We start from the raw sequence: 16,613 nt of genomic DNA on the forward strand, positions 1-16,613 counted from the left end.
CAGGTCCAGCGGCTCACCGGAATCGCGGTCGAGCGCGCCTATGTCGATCGCGGCTATCAGGGCCACGGCCACAAGGGCGCAGCCAAGGTCTACATCTCCCGCATGCGGGGAATACCCTCACCCACCATCCGCCGCGAGCTCAAGCGACGCAGCGCCATCGAACCGATTATCGGGCACACGAAATCTGACGGACTCCTCGAGCGAAACCACCTCGCCGGCGCCCAGGGTGATGCGATCCACGCGCTTCTCGTCGCTGCCGGACACAATATGCGACTGCTCGTCGCCTGGCTCGCCGCGCTTTGGCGTGCGTTCCTCGCGTGGATCGCGCTCGTCCTCCTGGTCCAACCTACAGCCGCCTGAAAACCTGCGGCCGCGCGCATCGACCGCCCGGAGTCAGACCTCGCGCAACGAGACACCGAAACCGCCCCTTTTGCCGACATCGAGTTGTTCACGGACGACGGGCTACTTCTCAACGACATCCGGAAACATCACCGATGACATCATCATGCGTTATCTCGACAAGCACATCCACAAGGACCAATGAAGGCTTCAGCCCTCTCCAGTGATCCTACCGGCGTCAGCCGGTTTGTTATTCAGCCAGATGGCGATGGCTGCGAGTTTGACGAAGCCCATGAAGTTGGCAAGGATCTTGTTGTATTGCGTGCCGATGCGCCGGAACTGCTTGAGCTTGTTAAAGAAGCGCTCGATCTGGTTGCGCTCTTTGTACAGAGCGGCATCGTAGTGGCGCTGGACTTTGCGGTTGCGTCCGGGCGGGATGACGACAGTGGCGCCGGCCTTTTCGATCGTCCGGCACAGATGGTCTGCATCGTAGCCTTTGTCACCCAACACGGCGTCGGGTGCGAAGCCGGGGATCAGATCGTGCGCGCAGGCGATGTCGCTGCGCTGTCCCGGACCTGCGATCAGGCGGACCGGTAGCCCCACAGCATCGCCGGCAGCATGGATCTTGGTGCTCAGTCCGCCGCGAGACCGGCCCAGGCATCCGCCCCCCTTTTACTTTACGGGCGCCCGCTGCATGCTGGTGTGCGCGTACGATGGTGCTATCGATCATCAGCCACTCCAGATCGGCCTCGCGGGCGAGATGCTCGAGCATAGCGTCAAGGACGCCCATCTCGATCCAGCGGTAATAGCGTCGTTTCACCGAGCGATAGTCGCCGAGCCGGTCTGTCAGGTAACGCCACCGCCCGCCCGAGCGCGCCATCCATAGCAACGCATCCAGAAACTTCCGATTGTCCGTGCGAGGACCACGCTTGCCCTTGGTCCCACCCGGTACGAACCCTTTGATCCGGTCCCATTGGTCATCCCGAAGCGCATCGCAGTCCATCACCGATCTCCAAAATCAACCTTTGAGTCCGATTTCAGAGCGACTGCAATTCCCTAATCCTTAAATCGTCACCACGCCATAGGGCATGACGGCCATGAACGGCGCTGGTTACCGGCCAAGACCCCCATACCCCCGCTCATCCGAAAGACGTCGCCAGGTACGTTGCCGCCGTTCATAGAATCGCTGCTCCCCTAAGGCTGGCTCGCCCGGGTGCTGCGTGATGAGGACCAGCGCACCGCACTCCGCCACGGCAAGCGCTACATGTCGAACATCACCATCGCTGCCGATGTACGCGAACTGGCTTCGCTGCCGGGGGATGTCCTCGCGGGACGCCTGATTGATTTCGAGAAGGACGGCGCATTCACCGGCACCTATCACGGCTCAGATCGCGGGACCTTCGAGGAAAGCTTCGAAGCCAATCTCGCGCAGATCTGGAGCGCACCGGTTTCGCCGGATGCCATCAAATGTGCGTACTGCGCCCCGCTCCATTGCGGGGGTCCCGATCGGGACCGGGAAGTTAAATGCTTCTGTAACGCTTTCAACGGCTTGGACGAACGCATACGGGTCCCGCCGCCAAGCCAATTTACAAAAAAGGCCGGGACTTTCAGGCCCGCCTGGACTGCGAAGTCAGGCGGGCTGAAAGCCCGTGGAATCAAAGCCGCGCACGTACCCCGAAGAAGAACGCCCGCCCGGTATATTCATAAAAGGCCGGCACGTTGCTGTATGTCGAATAGCGCTGTGTCGCGGAATCGAGCAGGTTCGAGCCCTGAACATAGATCGTCAGTTGCGGGAGGATGTCATAGGATATGCTGCTGGCGAGTTCGTGATAGGGGCGCTGCTTGATCGCAAGCGTATTAATGTAGCTGTACTGCGACGAGGTAAAGCTGGACTGATACTGGTACGACACCGAAGCGTTGATACCGTGCTTCTCGTAGAAGATCTTGGCATTGGCCGAGAATGGCACCGCATCTTGCAGGTCGGTGGTCGGCAACCCCTCACGCTTGGCGCGTGAACGGTTGTAGGTCGCGTTCGCCTGGAAGCCGAGGCCGTTGTCGAGGAAATACTGCCCGCCAGCCTCGATGCCATACACGGTCGCGCTGTCGCCGTTGACATAGGTCAGTTCGGTGAAGGGGAAACTCGCCGGCGCGCCAGCCACTTGGTTGGTCGGCACCAGGTTGAACGCGACCGCCTGCGTCGTCACGAAGTTGGTGAGGTGCTTATAAAAACCCGCCAGCGTCAACGCGAGGCGCCGGTTGGGGTAATATTCGAACGATATGTCCGCCTGATCGGCCGAAACCGGCTTCAGGTTTGGGTTGCCTGCGTCCGTGACAACCGGTGTGTTGGACTGCGCGGCCGAATAGTCCTTTGCTGAGGAAAGCTCGCCGAAGGTCGGACGCGATAGCGCCTGCGACGCAGCAAGACGCACGCGGAAACCCCGCGCGATATCGTACGAGAAGTTCGCCGATGGCAGGAGCCGCTGGTAGCTGCCACCGCCGGTGATCGGCGCGATCGGATTGAACACCACGTTGGCGGTGCCGACGCCGACCACGACATAGCTGCGCACGCTGGCGCCATAACCGAGCGAATTGACCGTGGTATTGACGTAGCGCAGGCCGAAATCGCCCTTCCAGTTGTCGCCGCCGACATTGATCTGCGCATAGGCGTTCCACGTCTTCTCGGTGATCGCGTAGGAGGCGAGCTGATCCGGCACGATCTGCTGCGTGGCATAGCCGGTCGGATAGGGCTGGCCGGTATTGGGGTTGATGACGTTGGGGTTGTTCTCCGCCTTCGACAGTGACGACAAATACGTGTTGATGTCGAACTTCGGGATAGAACGCGGGAAATTGCCCGACAGATTGGGCAGAATATTGGTGAACTCGGGCGCCTGCACCACGTTCGCGCCGATCGCCGAGAAGGGGAAGGGATAGCCGCCGAAATTGTTAGCGGTGGTGTATTGGTTGTCGATCACATCGACGGTCTTCTTGCGGTCGGTATAGGCGCCGCCGAAGGCGATAGACCGCAGCAGGCCGTTATCCGCCTCATACACCAGATCGAGTTTGGCACTGGTGCTGCGATCCGAGATATTCTGGCCCTGGATGCCGATATAGTGGACGCGCAGGTCCTGGTTGCCGGCCTGATCGAGCGTGCGGTTGGTCACCGTGCCGTCCGCATTGGGGATAGTCAGAATCAGATCGGGCAGGCCGCCGTCACGCGTCGCCACCTGCGCGCGCGAGCCCGGAATGCCCGCCACCACGAACCGGTTCTGGCCACCGGTATTGTCAGACGCCTTGCCGTACGAGACGTCCGCCGCGACTTTCAGGTTGCTGAGCGGCTTCCAGTCGATATGGCCGCCCACCTGGTATGTCACCGAATTGCGCGGCTCGTCGGTCGACAGCACGTCGATCGTCGCGTCGTTGACGGTGTAGTTGGTGAGGACCTTGTTCTTGTCGATCTTGACGTTGTTGAGATCGTAGCGGACGTTGCCGTCATTATCGAACGGCGTCAGGCCGACCGAAACGCGGTGGTTGTGCTCGGTATCGGTATAGTTGCTGTAAATGCCATCGACGCGCAGCTCGAAGCTGTCCGAGGGCTTCCACTGGTACGCGGTCGATCCGCCCCAACGCTGGCGTTCGCCCTGCACATACCCGACGCTGTAGAAATATGGCTCGATCACGCCGCCGCCGTCCGGCGCGTTGACGACGCTGCGCTGCCCGCCCGGCCCGGTGACGATATCGTAGATGTCGTTGCTGGAATATTCGCCGAGATTGTCGGTACGGAACTTGTACTTGTTGTACGTGCCCGAGATCAGGAAGCCCATCGTGTCGTTGGCGAAGGTGGTACTGACGACGCCCGATGCCTTGATGCCGCCCTTCTCGGCGAACTGGTTGTACTGGCCTTCGAGCGAGCCGGCGGCATGGAAGCCGCGGTGATCGAACGGTCGCGCGGTGCGCAGATCGATATTGCCGCCGATGCTCCCTTCCAGCTGCGACGCCTGCGCCGCTTTCTGGATCTCTGCGCCCGAGATCACTTCGGACGGCAGAACGTCGAACGCGAACGATCGGTCGGGGCCATCGGTCGGCAGGACGCGGCCATTGAGCGTGGTCAGCGCGAAGTTTTCGCCGAGTCCGCGCACGGTGACGCTGCGGCCCTCGCCACGACCATCGCGACCGACCGTCACGCCGGGAATGTTAGAGAGCGCTTCCGCTACGTTGCGGTTGGGAAACTTGCCGAGTTCTTCGGCGGAAATCGCATCGACGATCGTCGAGGCGTCGCGCTTGGTGTCGATCGAGCGCAGCAAGCTGCCGCGCACGCCGCGCACGACGATGTCGCCGTCCGCAGTGGCGCTGGTCGTCGCATCGCCGCTCTGGCCGGGGCCGGACTGGATGGTGGACCCGGGATTCGGCTGTTCGCTCTGTGAAGCGGCGGTTTGCGCGATGGCCTGCGAACCTGCCATGAGCGCGGTCGCGCTGATGCCCGAGCGTACGAGATTGCGCCAGATTTTAGCGTCGATCATGTTTCGTCCTCCCTTTGACGATGCGATTGCCAGCGCCGATGCGCTTTGCGAGCGATTTGTTGCGCTTTGCTACCTCGCACGAAACAAAGTTGTCAAACGCTTTAAAACGAAACTATGATAATGCGCTGCCTCCGTTGCGTATACATCGCACGTACGGGCCAGAGAGAGGGGATGCCGCTCCGTGAACAACCCGTCGTTTCAATCCATTCCGAGGCTCTGCCGCGGGGTGTCTCACTGCGCAATCGTAGCGGATTAGCGCTGTGCGCCTCAAACAAGCTACGGAAAAATCTATGAAAAAACGTAACCGCATACCAGGGGCCGCACGCAAACGTGCCATTCAAGCGCTTGCATCTGCATTGCTGGCCGCGTGCGCTTTGCCAGCTCGAGCGCAGGTCGATCCGCTCGCGCCGACCGGGCGGTTTTCGATCTATCAGACCAAGGCCGCGCAAACGCCGCCGATGGGCTGGAACCCGTGGAACGCCTTCCACACCGATGTCGATGAGGCGAAAATCCGCGCGGTCGCGCGCGATCGTCGATACCGGGCTGGCCCGGAAAGGCTATCGATTCATCAACGTCGATGATGGCTGGGCCTTGCGACGCCTGCCGGACGGTCGCATCCGCATCCGCGACAGCATGTTCCCGTCGGCGGCGGTTCGGCCGAGCGAGACGGGATCATTCAAACCGTTCACCGATTATATCCACAGCCTCGGGCTTAAAGCGGGCTTGTACACCGATATTGGCCGCAACACCTGCGCGCAGATATGGGACGCGGACAGCCCCAACCTTCCGGTCGGGACGATCGCCGAGCGGCAGGTCGGCAGCTTCGGCCATGCCGCGCAGGACATCCGCACGATGTTCGCCGACTGGCGGTTCGACTATGTGAAGATCGATGCCTGCGGCGTCGCCGATTACACGTCCGCCGCCGCGCCGGTGAAAGCCGACCAGTATCAGGCGTTCGCGCCGATGATCGTGCGCGGGAACATCCCGGCATCCGATGCCGGTGCGGTCGAGAAACTGTACGCGACGCTGGGTGACGCGGTTCGCCGCTGGGGTGGCGATGCGGCTGTGCTGTCGATCTGCGCGTGGGGGGAAGCCTTGTCGCCGTTGTGGGGGCATCGGCGCGGCAATCTCTGGCGCACGAGTCCCGATATCGAGTTCACCTGGCAGAGCATGCTCGGCAACATAGACAGCATGGTCGATGGCGCGCTGTATGCGGGGCCGGGGCATTGGAACGATCCCGATATGCTTGCGATCGGGCATGGCGATTTCGACGCGCACCATCTGGTCGAAGCGCGGTCCCATTTCACGATGTGGGCGATCATGGCATCGCCGCTGTTGCTCGGCTACGATCTGCGCACCGCAGCGCCCGCGCTGCTCGACATCGTCGGCAACCCCGAGGTGATCGCGATCGATCAGGATCCGGCGGGCAACCAGGGTGTGCCCTATCGCACCGGCGAGACGATGGTGGTGGTTCGCACGTTGGCGGGCACCGGCGCGCGCGCGGCCGCTTTGTTCAACCGCGGCAACGCGCCGGTCGAGGCGCGTGTGACGTGGCAGCAACTCGGCTTCGCGCCGGGCCGTCGGGCGGCGGTGCGCGATGTCTGGGCGCGGCGGGATCGCGAGGACGCGACCGATACGATCACCGCGAAGCTGCCCGCGCATGGCGCCGTGCTGTTGCGCGTGCGGGGGACGCCGGCGGACCCGAACGCGGCGCTCCTCGACGAAATGCCGGCCCGCATGAACATCGCTGTCGATGGCCTGTCGCCCGCGACCGCGCTGCCGATGGGCCAGTTCCCCGCGCGGATCGGCTCGGCGCCCGACGGCTCGCCGCTCACCGCGAATGGCAGGCGCCTCGCGAACGGCATTGGCCTGTTCGCAAACTCCCGGATCGAGGTGCGCAGCGATGGCCAGTTCCGACGGTTCTTCGCCACACCTTTGGTGTTGAGCGGCACGCAACCGGTCCGGTTTCGAATCTACGCCGATCGCACGCTGGTGAAGGAGATCGCGGCGGATCGTTCGGCTGAAGCCCGTTCGATCGAAGCCGATGTGGAAGGGGCTCGTGTGGTCGAACTTGTGGCGGTCGGCGCACCGGGGGATCGTGGGCGACCGGCGATGGTTGGATGGGGTGACGCCGGGTTCCGGCGGTGAGACTGGCTCAAATGGCACCAGCAGGTTCCGTTCCTCAGCCAGAAAAGAGATTGTCGCTTGCGGAGGCCGATGACGGCGACATAACGAAACCCATATGCCTATAGGCCGCGAGAATGCCGATCATGAACGATACAGTTGAGCAAGGAACGACGAGGATGATCCGCGACACCAGCGAGCGGCGGTTGTGGATCAGCACGCAGGTCCGCGAACGCGGCAGCGTGCAGGTGGCACCGCTCGCCGAGCGGTTCGGCGTGTCGATGCAGACGATCCGCAAGGATCTGCGCTTCCTCGAGCAGCGCGGCGTGATGGAACGCTCTTATGGCGGGGCGATCAGCGCGGACGCGGTCAACGCCACGATCGAGACCGTCGTCAACGTCACCGCCGAACCGGCGGTCGAAGTCAAACGATCGAGCCACGCCGACGAGAAGATGCGGATCGGCAAACGCGCCGCCGCGATGGTGCGCCCCGGCGAATCGATCGTGCTCGATTCGGGCACGACCACGCTTCAGATCGCGCGGTTCCTGCCGGATGACGAGGATATCACTGTCCTCACCAACGATCTCGACATCCTCTCCGTGCTCGCCACCAAGGAGCGGCTCAACATCGTCATGCTCGGTGGCATGCTGCGCCGGAAGAACCGCGCGTTCTACGGCGCGCAGACCGTCGCGGCGCTGGAGGAATTGCGCGTCGACAAGCTGTTCCTCGGGGTCGATGGGTTCGACATCGAATGCGGCATCACCACGCATTACGAGCCCGAGGCGGTGCTCAACCGCAAGATGGTCGAGGCGGCGCGTGATGTCATCGCCGTGACCGATGCCTCCAAATTCGGACGCGTCTGCCTGCACCGGATCGTCGCGATCGAGAACATCCACCACCTCGTCGCCGACAAGGCGCCTGACGAAATCCGTGCGGCGTCCGACCGGCTGGGGTTCGAGATCCTCGAGGCCTGATCGTCGTGCCGAACGGGTTCTGGCCCGTTCGGCACGATGCCTGTCGCTTACCCCTTCAGGTGGAAGAAGCGGCGCGCATTGGCATAATAGATCTTGTCGATCACGCTGCGCGGCAGTGCGAGTCCGGGCGCGTCGGCCTTGATCGCCGCGATCGGCTGCGACAGCGGCGTGGCGAGATAGCGCCAGTCCGAACGCCATGTGTCATCCGCTTCCTTGGCGAAATTGCCGGTAGCGGGCGGGTTTTGCGCGCGGGCGTTGGGGTCGGGCGGGCTGTCGGTCAGGTCGGTGCCGTACATCAGCCGGTCCTGATATTTGAGGAAGAAGGCGCGGACCTTGGCGTGGTTGGCGTTCGACTGGACCTGGACCTGGCTCATCCGCGCCGCCAGATCGACCACCGCATTGGGATGAAGATCGAGGAAGCGGGCGAGCTCGTCCACGCTCCATTCGAGGCTCGCCATATGCGCGCCATCGAAGGCGAGCTTGGGATGCCGCGCCACGAAGCGATCGCGCACCGCCATGAGCTGTTCGTAGCGCGGCTCCTCGGGATGCTCGTACATGTAATATTCGGGGTGTTCGCTGAAATAGGTGCGGTCGTTGTCGGTGGTCATCTCGTCGAGCGGGAGCCAGCAATTCTTGGGCTCGCCCTGATGCGCGATCAGCGGCACGCCACGCGCCTGGATGTGCGCCATGATGGGGTCAAAACGCGGATCGTCGAGGAAGACGCGTTTGCCGACGGTGTCCTTGGCGATCATGCCGATGTTCTTCCACACCTTCACCGCGACCGCGCCGTGCGCGAAGCCGGTATCGACCGCGCGGGTCGCCTGCGCGGTCCAGTCCTTGCTGCCAAAGCCATCCATCGAGAAGGTCGTCGCGAAGTGGAAGCGCTTGGGGTCGGCGGCGTGCATTGTGTACGCGATCGTCGCCTGCGTCGCGAGCGGCGGGAAATCGGGATAATCGACGTTGATCGAGAGCAGTTCGAAGCCGTCCGTACGCGCGATCCGCAGGAAATCGGGCGCATCGCGGTTGGCGTGGACGTGCGCGTCGAGTTTGGCGACGCGGGCGAAATCGGCTTCGCTGTAGTTGGATGGCGCGGCGGCGGTCAGCGCCGCGGTGGAAGCCAAAGTGAGGAAGGTTGCCCATTGGCGCATCGCGATTCTCCAAACGAAACGTAACGAAATAAGATCTTATGTTGCGTTTTGGTTTGCGCAAGCCTTGGTGATCGGGCACATCAGCATTCAAGGCCGCTAAGCGGCTTGCTCCGTGGGAGGCTTGTTCGTGTCGCAGTTCCGCATATCCCGTCGTAGCGCGCTTACCGGCGCGACGGCGATGTTCCTTTCCTCGCCGGGATTCGCGCGGGTCGCGATCAAGGACGCGCCGGTTACCAAGCTCAGTGACGGCGTTCTTGCCATCGAGTTCGACTCCGGCCTGCATTCGCGCATCTCGCGCGGGGGGACGGCGCTCACCGCGATGGAGCCGGGCGAAGCGATCCGGCTCGGTGGCCAGCGTGTCATCGATCGGTTCCTGCTGCTCGAGCAGACCCGCGAGGCGGTGTCGGGCCAGCATGGTCCGGGCCATGTCCATCATCTGCGCGGCAGCGCCGAGGGACTCGAGAAGCGCATCTCGGTCACGTTCCTCGATCGGTATCCGGGCCTTGCACTGCTCGACATCACCTATCGCAACACCGGCGAGGCGTTGCTCGAAATCCTCGGCTGGCAGGCGGCGACGCACGACCTGCTCGCGCACCCGGATGGTGCGTGGAGTTTCTCGGGTGCCTCCTATCCCGACCGGCGCGACTGGGTGCAGAAGGTCGCGCCCGGCTTTGGCCAGCGCAACTTCATGGGGATGAACGCGTCGGATTACGGCGGCGGCACGCCGATCGCGGTGGTGTGGCGGCGCGACGCCGGCATCGCGGTCGGCCATATCGACACGGTGCCGCGCCTGGTGTCGCTGCCGGTTGGGGGCCAGCCGACGGGCACGCGCATCGCCATCACCAGCGACACTGCGACATCGCTCGCGCCGGGCGTGACGCTCAAGCTGCCGCCAGTCTTCCTGATGGTTCATCAAGGCGACCATTTCCGCCCGCTCGACGCCTATCGCCGTCTGATGGCCGAGCGCGGTATCGCCGCGCCGGCGATCCCAGAGCCGAGCTACGCGCCGGTGTGGTGCGCGTGGGGCTATGGCCGCGACTTCACCACCACCGAAGTCCTCACTGCTATGGGCAAGGCCAAGGCGATCGGGCTCGAGTGGGCGGTGCTCGACGATGGCTGGCAGACTTCGGAGGGCGACTGGAAGCTCAACCCCGCCAAATTCCCGCGCGGCGACGCTGACATGACGGCGTTCGCGGGCGCGATCAAAGCCGGCGGCATGCGGCCACGGCTGTGGCTCGCCCCGCTCGCGGCGGACCCCGGCACCGATCTGCTGCGCGACCACCCCGACATGCTGCTGCTCGACCAGACCGGCGCCGCGCAGAACGTCAGCTTCTGGGACGCCTTCACGCTCTGCCCGGCCTATCCTCCGGTGGTGGCGTATTTCCGCGGCCAGATCCGCCGCATCCTTGGCTGGGGCTTCGAGGGCCTCAAGCTCGACGGCCAGCACCTGAATGGCGTCGCGCCGTGCTACAACCCGGCGCATAACCATGCGCGACCAGAGGAATCCTACGAGAAACTCCAGGATTTCTGGAAGGCGCTCTACGACGAGGCGATCTCGATCAACCCGCAGGCGGTTATGGAAATCTGCCCGTGCGGCGACTCCTTCGCATTCCACAACATGCCCGGCATGAACCACACGCCGGCATCGGACCCGACCTCGTCCTGGCAGATCCGGCTCAAGGGCAAGAGTTTCAAGGCGATGATGGGGCCGTCCGCGCCGTTCGCGGGCGACCATGTCGAACTGAGCGACCGCCACAACGACTTCGCGACGCATTACGGGATCGGCGCGATCCTCTCGACCAAATTCACCTGGCCGCACGATCCGGTTAACACCACCGATCCGCTGCCGCCCGGCGGCATCGCGCTCAACCCTGAGAAGGAAGCGCTGTGGCGCAAGTGGATCGCTTTGTACCGCGCCAACATGCTGCCCAAGGGCGAGTATCTCGGTGCGCTGTACGACATCGGCTTCGACAAGCCCGAGGGCCACGCGATCCGCGCGGGCGGGCAGATGCATTACGCTTTCTACGCCGATAGCTGGTCCGGCCCGGTCGTCCTGCGCGGCCTGCCACCCGGCCGTCACCGCCTCACCGATGGCTTCACCGGCCAGCCGCTCGGCACCGTCAGCGGCCCCGAAGCGACCATTCCCGCCCGCTTCGAGCATTTCCTGCTCGTCCAGGCCGCCACCATCGATGGAAAGACCGCCGCATGAGCACAAGCGCCTCCCCAAGCGGCCGCGCCTGGCTGCTCAACGCCCTCGCTACCGTCGTGCTGTGGGGAATCTGGGGCGCCTTCTCCGGGCTGTCGCCGCAACACGGCTTTCCCGAGACCCTGGTGTATTGCGTCTGGGCGCTGACGATGATCCCGCCCGCGCTGATCGTGCTCGCGCTGGCGAAGTGGAAGCTGGACGTCGCGCCGCGTGCGATCGCTTACGGGGTTGCGGTCGGGGTGCTTGGCGCGGGCGGGCAGATGGTGCTGTTCTACGCGGTCACGCGCGGGCCGGCCTATCTGATCTTCCCGGTGATCTCGCTGTCGCCGGTGGTGACGATCGCGCTGTCGTTCCTGTTCATGGGCGAGCGCACCGGGCGGCTCGGTGCGGTCGGCATCGCGCTCGCGCTGCTCGCGCTGCCGACCTTCGATTTCGCACCAGGCGGCGACGCGCACGGCGGAAGCTGGCTGCTGCTCGCGGTGGTGGTAATGCTGTGCTGGGGGTTGCAGGCCTATTTCATGAAGCTGGCCAACCACATCATGTCGGGCGAGAGCATCTTTTTCTACATGACCGTGACGGGGCTGGCGCTGGTACCGGTGGCGCTGGCGATGACCGACTTCAGCCGCCCGATCAATTACGGACTCGACGGCCCTGGCCTCGCCGCCGCGATCCAGATGCTCAACGCGGTCGGCGCGCTGACGCTGGTCTTTGCGTTTCGCTACGGCAAGGCGATCATCGTCGCGCCGCTCACCAATGCCGGCGCGCCGCTCGCCACCGCGATCATCTCGCTGGTCGCGCTCAGCGTCATGCCGGGACCGATCAAACTCGTCGGCATCGGCCTCGCGCTCGCCGCATCGCTGCTGCTCGCGATCGAGCCAGACGCCAAGGATGAAACCGCGCCGGCCTAAACGTGAATAGCAATGTTTCGTTATAGCGCGATTTATTGCGTTATATGAGTTTTTCTTCTAACAGGATGCGAAAGGAGAATTCGATGCAGATGATTCGAAATCTCGTCGCTGACCATAAAAGCGGTAAACGTGTCGGCATCACTTCGGTCTGTTCGGCGCAACCGCTGGTGATCGAGGCGACGTTGCGTCATGCGCTGCGCAACAGCGCGCCGTTTGTGCTGATCGAGGCGACGTCCAACCAGGTGAACCAGGACGGCGGCTATACCGGCATGGTCCCCGCCGATTTCCGCGCCTTCGTCGAAGCGATCGCGACGCGGCTCGGCTTCCCGCTCGACCGGCTCGTGCTTGGTGGCGATCATCTCGGCCCCAACGCTTGGACGGCGCTGCCGGCCGAGGCCGCGCTGGCCAAGGCCGAGGTGATGATAGCCGACTATGTCCGCGCCGGCTTTGCGAAGATCCATCTCGATTGCTCGATGAGCTGCGCGGATGATCCGACGCCGCTGCCCGAGCGGACCATCGCCGAGCGCGCCGCGCGGCTGTGCCGTGTCGCCGAGGATGCTTATTCCGGGGATCCGGCCGATGCGCCAGTCTATGTGATCGGCACCGAAGTGCCGGTGCCGGGTGGTGCGGCCGAGGATCTCGGCACGCTTGCGGTGACCACGCCCGAAGCGGCGCTGGCCACGCTCGACATGCATCACGCGATGTTCCGCGAGCAGGGTTTGCAGGCTGCCTGGGAGCGCGTGATCGCGACCGTGGTGCAGCCCGGTGTCGAGTTCGACCATATGAAGGTGGTCGATTACCGTCCCGAGGCCGCGACCGCGCTCAGCGCCGCGATCGTGCCGGTCGATCACATCGTCTTCGAAGCGCATTCGACCGATTACCAGACGCCAGCGGCGCTCAGTGCGCTGGTGCGCGACCATTTCGCGATCCTCAAGGTTGGGCCGGGCGTCACCTTTGCACTTCGCGAGGCTTTGTGGGCGCTGGACGCGATCGAGCGAGAAACCGTCGTGCCGGACAGGCGCGCCAACCTGCGCGATGTCGCGATCATGCGGATGCAGGCTGAGCCGGGCAACTGGCGCAAATATTATCACGAGTCCGGCGACGCGCTCGATCTGCAACTGCAATACAGCCTAAGCGATCGAATCCGCTATTACTGGCCTGACGCCGAAATTGTGGCGGCGCAGGCGCGGCTGTTCGACAATCTGCGCGCGACCGCGCCACCGCTGCCGTTGCTCAGCCAATATCTGCCGATTGCCTATGCCGCAGTCCGCGAAGGTACCGCGACGCTTGACCCGGTCGATCTCGTCGTCGCGCAGATCGGCGCGATGCTCGATGCTTATCATGGAGCCTGCAATCCCAATGTTTGACACTACCGTTGCGCCCGATCAGCCGGCCGCAGCCGCCGAAAGCTGGACTCGGCGCGAAATCCTGCAACAGCCCGCGACGCTGCGGGCAACGCAGGCGCTGCTCGATGCCAGTGCGGCCGAGATCGATGCGTTCGTGCGTCCGCTGCTCGAGTTCCCGGATCTGCGAATCATGCTGTGCGGCGCCGGCACCTCTGCGTTCATCGGCGACTGTCTCGCGCCGTGGCTGTCGGCGACGCTCGGCCGCCCGGTCGAGGCGGTGGCGACCACTGACATCGTCAGTGCGCCGCATCTGTATCTTGATGTCGCGCGCCCGACGCTGATGGTGTCGTTCGGCCGATCGGGCAACAGCCCGGAGAGCATCGCCGCGGTCGAACTGGCGGACGCGCGTCTCGCATCGATCCATCACCTCGTCATCACCTGCAACGCCGAGGGCGCGCTGTCGCGGCGGGCGCCGGCGAGCGGGCACGTCGTGTTGCTGCCTGAGGCGACGCACGACCGCGCGTTCGCGATGACGTCGAGCTTCAGTGCGATGATGCTGGCGGCGCTGTCGATCTTCACCGGGCGCGGCGCGATGCCTGCGCGGGTCGAGGCGATCGCGAAGGCGGTCGAGGCGATGCTGGCGCGTTCCGAATGCGAGGCCGCCACGCTTGCCGCGGCCGACTTCGAGCGTGTCGTCTATCTCGGCAGTGGGGTGTTCCAGGGCCTCGCGCGCGAAGCGGCGCTCAAGCTGCTAGAACTGACCGACGGTGCCATTCCGACCGCGTTCGACTCTTCGCTCGGGTTCCGCCACGGCCCCAAGACGATCGTAACGCCACGTACGTTGGTGGTGGTGTTCGTCTCGAACGATCCGCTCACGCGGCTGTACGATCTCGACATCATTGCCGAGCTGCGGGGCGACGGGCGCTGCGGCGCGGTGATCGCCATCGCGGCGCAAGAGGCCCCCGGCGATACATTGTTGGTGGAAAGCGCGGCCGGGTTCGCCGACGCCGATCTGCTCTTCCCTTATATCGTCCTGCCGCAACTCTACGGGCTGCACTGCTCGCTTCGACTCAACCGTACGCCGGACCAACCCAATGCGAGCGGCACGGTCAACCGCGTCGTGCAAGGCGTCCGCATCCATACGCCGGCGCCATGAGCGTGTTCCTCGGAGTTGATGGCGGCGGCACCAAGACCGAGTTCGTCTGCATCGATGACAGCGGGCAGGTGGTGGCGCGTGCTTTAACCAGCACGACCTATCATTTGCAGGTTGGGCTGGACGAGGCGGTCAGGCGCCTCGCCGAAGGGCTCGGCTCGGTGTGCGGGCAGCTTGGCGTGTCGGCTACGGACTTTCGCTACGCATTCTTCGGCTTGCCGGCGTTCGGCGAAGATGCCGTGATCGATCCGCAGCTCGCCGCGGCATGCGGGCGGCTGCTTGGGCATGATCGCTATGCGTGCGATAACGACATGGTGTGCGGCTGGGCGGGGTCGCTCGCCTGCGCCGACGGAATCAACCTCGTCGCGGGCACCGGATCGATCGGCTATGGCGAACGGCAGGGGCGCAAGGCGCGGGTCGGCGGCTGGGGCGAAATGTTCAGCGACGAAGGCTCTGCCTATTGGATCGCGATCCAGGGACTCAACGCTTTCACGCGGATGAGCGATGGGCGGGTGCCGATCGGGCCGTTGTACGCGAGCTTCCGCGAAACGCTGGGGCTGGCGAACGATCTCGACATCTGCGCGAAGGTGATGGGCGAGCACGGCATGGCACGCGACGCGATTGCCGGCCTCGCGCCCATCGTATCGCAGGCCGCCGAAGCGGGCGATCTGGCGGCTGTGGCGATACTCGATCTGGCCGGGGCGGAATTGGCGAGCCTGGCCGGGGCGTTACGCGCGCGATTGGGATTCTCGGCCAATGAGGCTGTGCCGATATCGTGGTCGGGCGGGGTACTGACCAAGTTGGAGCGGGTGCGCGAGCCGTTCTTGCGCCAGTTGCAAACGCGCGCGCCGTACGACCTGATTGCGCCGCGCCACGGGCCGGGAGTGGGTGCCGGCCTGTACGCGGCGTTGCTCGCGTCGGACCGGGAGCACGCACTTTGCGCGGAGTCGAAGTGACTCAAGGCGTCGACAAAGTGAAGGCGACCGCTTGGCGCCGGAGATGTATGCGATCTCGCTGACAAGGTTTGGGGCTGGCGCATTTGGCGCGGCGGTGCTGCTGTTCATCGTACCGGCCTATGTGATGTGGCGGTACTGGTGAGTCCCGCCACTGTTGAGGACAACAGACCCGGATTTCCGAGGTTCCGACCGTCGGGCCGGGCGGGTCAGCGGGAGCAGATGATGGCGAAGCTGCCGCCGTCGTGCTTGGTGAAGGGCTGGCACGTGCAAGATTCCGCCGGAACGCAAGGAAGATGGGCGTGAGGTTGGAGGGGGCTAATGAGTTGGCGCAGCCGCCCCTGTCAGCGTCGATTACTGTAGGCCCCGCACACGAAGGCTTCCAGAAATAGAGCGAGCGTTAATGGCTTGGGTTTGAGCGGATCGGCCCCGAAGCCTGCGTACCATGGTGCGGCGCGTTCACTCTTGGCATCGGAAGCCCACAGCTTTTCTTCTGAACCAGGAATACCCCCGACATTGAGACAGGCCGATCATCGGCGGCTGAAGTCGCTGTCTATTTCTGCGCAATCCCGCCGCTGGCATAGAGCGCTGGCGAAGACGTATGTCCCGGGGCGTCGTGCGTAGTGGTGCACGAGACGAAAGGGCTGCGCATCATCCAGTCGATGACGTGGGAATCTCCGCTGCGCCTGAACGCGATGGCGCCGGCCGCGACGCCAAAGCCAGTCAGCACCAATGTGGATTTTGCCAGACCGATCTGGAAAAGGCTTGTGTCCAAGCCGCGATGGCGCTGCCTGATCCCGCCGATGGCTTCGCGGAAGCCGACGACACGAAGGGCGCCAAGCCGCGGACCTGATCAGCATTGTCGATCAGCCTCGTTCGCGTGGACCAGCCTTTGACGGGGGCAAGGGTGATTCTGTTTCAGCTTGATTACGGCCGGTGACGAGA

At 64.2% G+C, this 16,613-nt stretch carries 11 protein-coding genes and 3 pseudogenes; 11 read left to right on the forward strand and 3 right to left on the reverse strand.

All coding sequences use genetic code 11. The annotated features are described in order from the left end of the window. Positions 1-360: pseudogene (locus tag EWE75_RS25155) on the forward strand (IS5/IS1182 family transposase); the annotation flags it as partial. A 100-nt stretch (positions 361-460) separates the two neighbouring features. Continuing rightward, positions 461-544: pseudogene (locus EWE75_RS26315) on the forward strand (IS200/IS605 family transposase); the annotation flags it as partial. A 5-nt stretch (positions 545-549) separates the two neighbouring features. Here the strand turns inward: EWE75_RS26315 and EWE75_RS20300 are convergent. Together EWE75_RS20300 and EWE75_RS20305 are read right to left on the reverse strand one after the other, a co-directional pair. After that, positions 550-1,342, reverse strand: a pseudogene (locus EWE75_RS20300) (IS5 family transposase). 652 nt (positions 1,343-1,994) lie between these two features. Continuing rightward, positions 1,995-4,856, reverse strand: a complete 2,862-nt coding sequence (locus EWE75_RS20305) for a TonB-dependent receptor (protein ID WP_130159923.1) — start codon at positions 4,854-4,856, stop codon at positions 1,995-1,997. Between the two features lie 260 nt (positions 4,857-5,116). Between EWE75_RS20305 and EWE75_RS20310 the strand changes: the two genes are divergently transcribed. From EWE75_RS20310 to agaR, 3 genes are all read left to right on the forward strand, one after another. Then, positions 5,117-5,437, forward strand: coding sequence for a hypothetical protein (locus EWE75_RS20310; protein WP_130159924.1), 321 nt, complete (start codon positions 5,117-5,119; stop codon positions 5,435-5,437). Continuing rightward, a complete protein-coding gene (locus EWE75_RS20315; RefSeq protein WP_165388461.1) occupies positions 5,355-7,004 on the forward strand; it encodes an NPCBM/NEW2 domain-containing protein in 1,650 nt (549 codons plus the stop codon). The genes EWE75_RS20310 and EWE75_RS20315 overlap by 83 nt, the downstream gene beginning before the upstream one ends. A gap of 155 nt (positions 7,005-7,159) precedes the next feature. Then, on the forward strand, positions 7,160-7,954 hold the full coding sequence (gene agaR, locus EWE75_RS20320; protein ID WP_130159926.1) for a transcriptional repressor AgaR: 795 nt from the start codon (positions 7,160-7,162) through the stop codon (positions 7,952-7,954). Positions 7,955-8,001: 47 nt separating this feature from the next. On the opposite strand, the gene EWE75_RS20325 is transcribed toward agaR, so the two are convergent. Continuing rightward, on the reverse strand, positions 8,002-9,102 hold the full coding sequence (locus tag EWE75_RS20325) for an amidohydrolase family protein (protein WP_130159927.1): 1,101 nt from the start codon (positions 9,100-9,102) through the stop codon (positions 8,002-8,004). Between the two features lie 112 nt (positions 9,103-9,214). Here EWE75_RS20325 and EWE75_RS20330 point away from each other — a divergent pair, with 112 nt between their 5' ends. The 6 genes from EWE75_RS20330 (at position 9,215) to EWE75_RS20355 (ending at position 16,521) form a co-directional block, all read left to right on the forward strand. After that, positions 9,215-11,311 carry a glycoside hydrolase family 36 protein gene (locus tag EWE75_RS20330; RefSeq protein WP_231708480.1) on the forward strand — a complete coding sequence of 699 codons (2,097 nt, stop codon included), beginning with the start codon at positions 9,215-9,217 and terminating at the stop codon, positions 11,309-11,311. Beyond that, positions 11,308-12,216 carry a DMT family transporter gene (locus EWE75_RS20335; protein WP_130159929.1) on the forward strand — a complete coding sequence of 303 codons (909 nt, stop codon included), beginning with the start codon at positions 11,308-11,310 and terminating at the stop codon, positions 12,214-12,216. Before EWE75_RS20330 ends, EWE75_RS20335 begins: the two co-directional genes overlap by 4 nt. Before the next feature lie 83 nt (positions 12,217-12,299). Then, positions 12,300-13,583: a D-tagatose-bisphosphate aldolase, class II, non-catalytic subunit gene (locus EWE75_RS20340; RefSeq protein WP_130159930.1), complete on the forward strand. Its 1,284-nt coding sequence runs from the start codon at positions 12,300-12,302 to the stop codon at positions 13,581-13,583. After that, positions 13,576-14,718: an SIS domain-containing protein gene (locus EWE75_RS20345; RefSeq protein WP_130159931.1), complete on the forward strand. Its 1,143-nt coding sequence runs from the start codon at positions 13,576-13,578 to the stop codon at positions 14,716-14,718. Before EWE75_RS20340 ends, EWE75_RS20345 begins: the two co-directional genes overlap by 8 nt. A gap of 2 nt (positions 14,719-14,720) precedes the next feature. Next, the gene (locus tag EWE75_RS20350) at positions 14,721-15,671 is read left to right on the forward strand and encodes an N-acetylglucosamine kinase (protein WP_427915805.1); all 951 of its coding nucleotides are present in this window, start codon (positions 14,721-14,723) and stop codon (positions 15,669-15,671) included. A 598-nt stretch (positions 15,672-16,269) separates the two neighbouring features. Further along, entirely contained in the window at positions 16,270-16,521 is a 252-nt protein-coding gene (locus tag EWE75_RS20355) for a hypothetical protein (protein WP_130159933.1), read from the forward strand. Positions 16,522-16,613 lie beyond the last annotated feature (92 nt).

Source organism: Sphingomonas populi (assembly GCF_004208535.1).
Taxonomy (GTDB): Bacteria; Pseudomonadota; Alphaproteobacteria; order Sphingomonadales; family Sphingomonadaceae; genus Sphingomonas; species Sphingomonas populi.

Coding starts and splice junctions, on each gene's coding strand:
- EWE75_RS20305 (WP_130159923.1), bottom strand. CDS start 4,856: ATGATCGACGCTAAAATCTGGCGCAATCTCGTACGCTCGGGCATCAGC.
- EWE75_RS20315 (WP_165388461.1), top strand. CDS start 5,355: ATGAGGCGAAAATCCGCGCGGTCGCGCGCGATCGTCGATACCGGGCTG.
- EWE75_RS20325 (WP_130159927.1), bottom strand. CDS start 9,102: ATGCGCCAATGGGCAACCTTCCTCACTTTGGCTTCCACCGCGGCGCTG.
- EWE75_RS20340 (WP_130159930.1), top strand. CDS start 12,300: ATGCAGATGATTCGAAATCTCGTCGCTGACCATAAAAGCGGTAAACGT.
- EWE75_RS20345 (WP_130159931.1), top strand. CDS start 13,576: ATGTTTGACACTACCGTTGCGCCCGATCAGCCGGCCGCAGCCGCCGAA.
- agaR (WP_130159926.1), top strand. CDS start 7,160: ATGATCCGCGACACCAGCGAGCGGCGGTTGTGGATCAGCACGCAGGTC.
- EWE75_RS20335 (WP_130159929.1), top strand. CDS start 11,308: ATGAGCACAAGCGCCTCCCCAAGCGGCCGCGCCTGGCTGCTCAACGCC.
- EWE75_RS20355 (WP_130159933.1), top strand. CDS start 16,270: ATGTCCCGGGGCGTCGTGCGTAGTGGTGCACGAGACGAAAGGGCTGCG.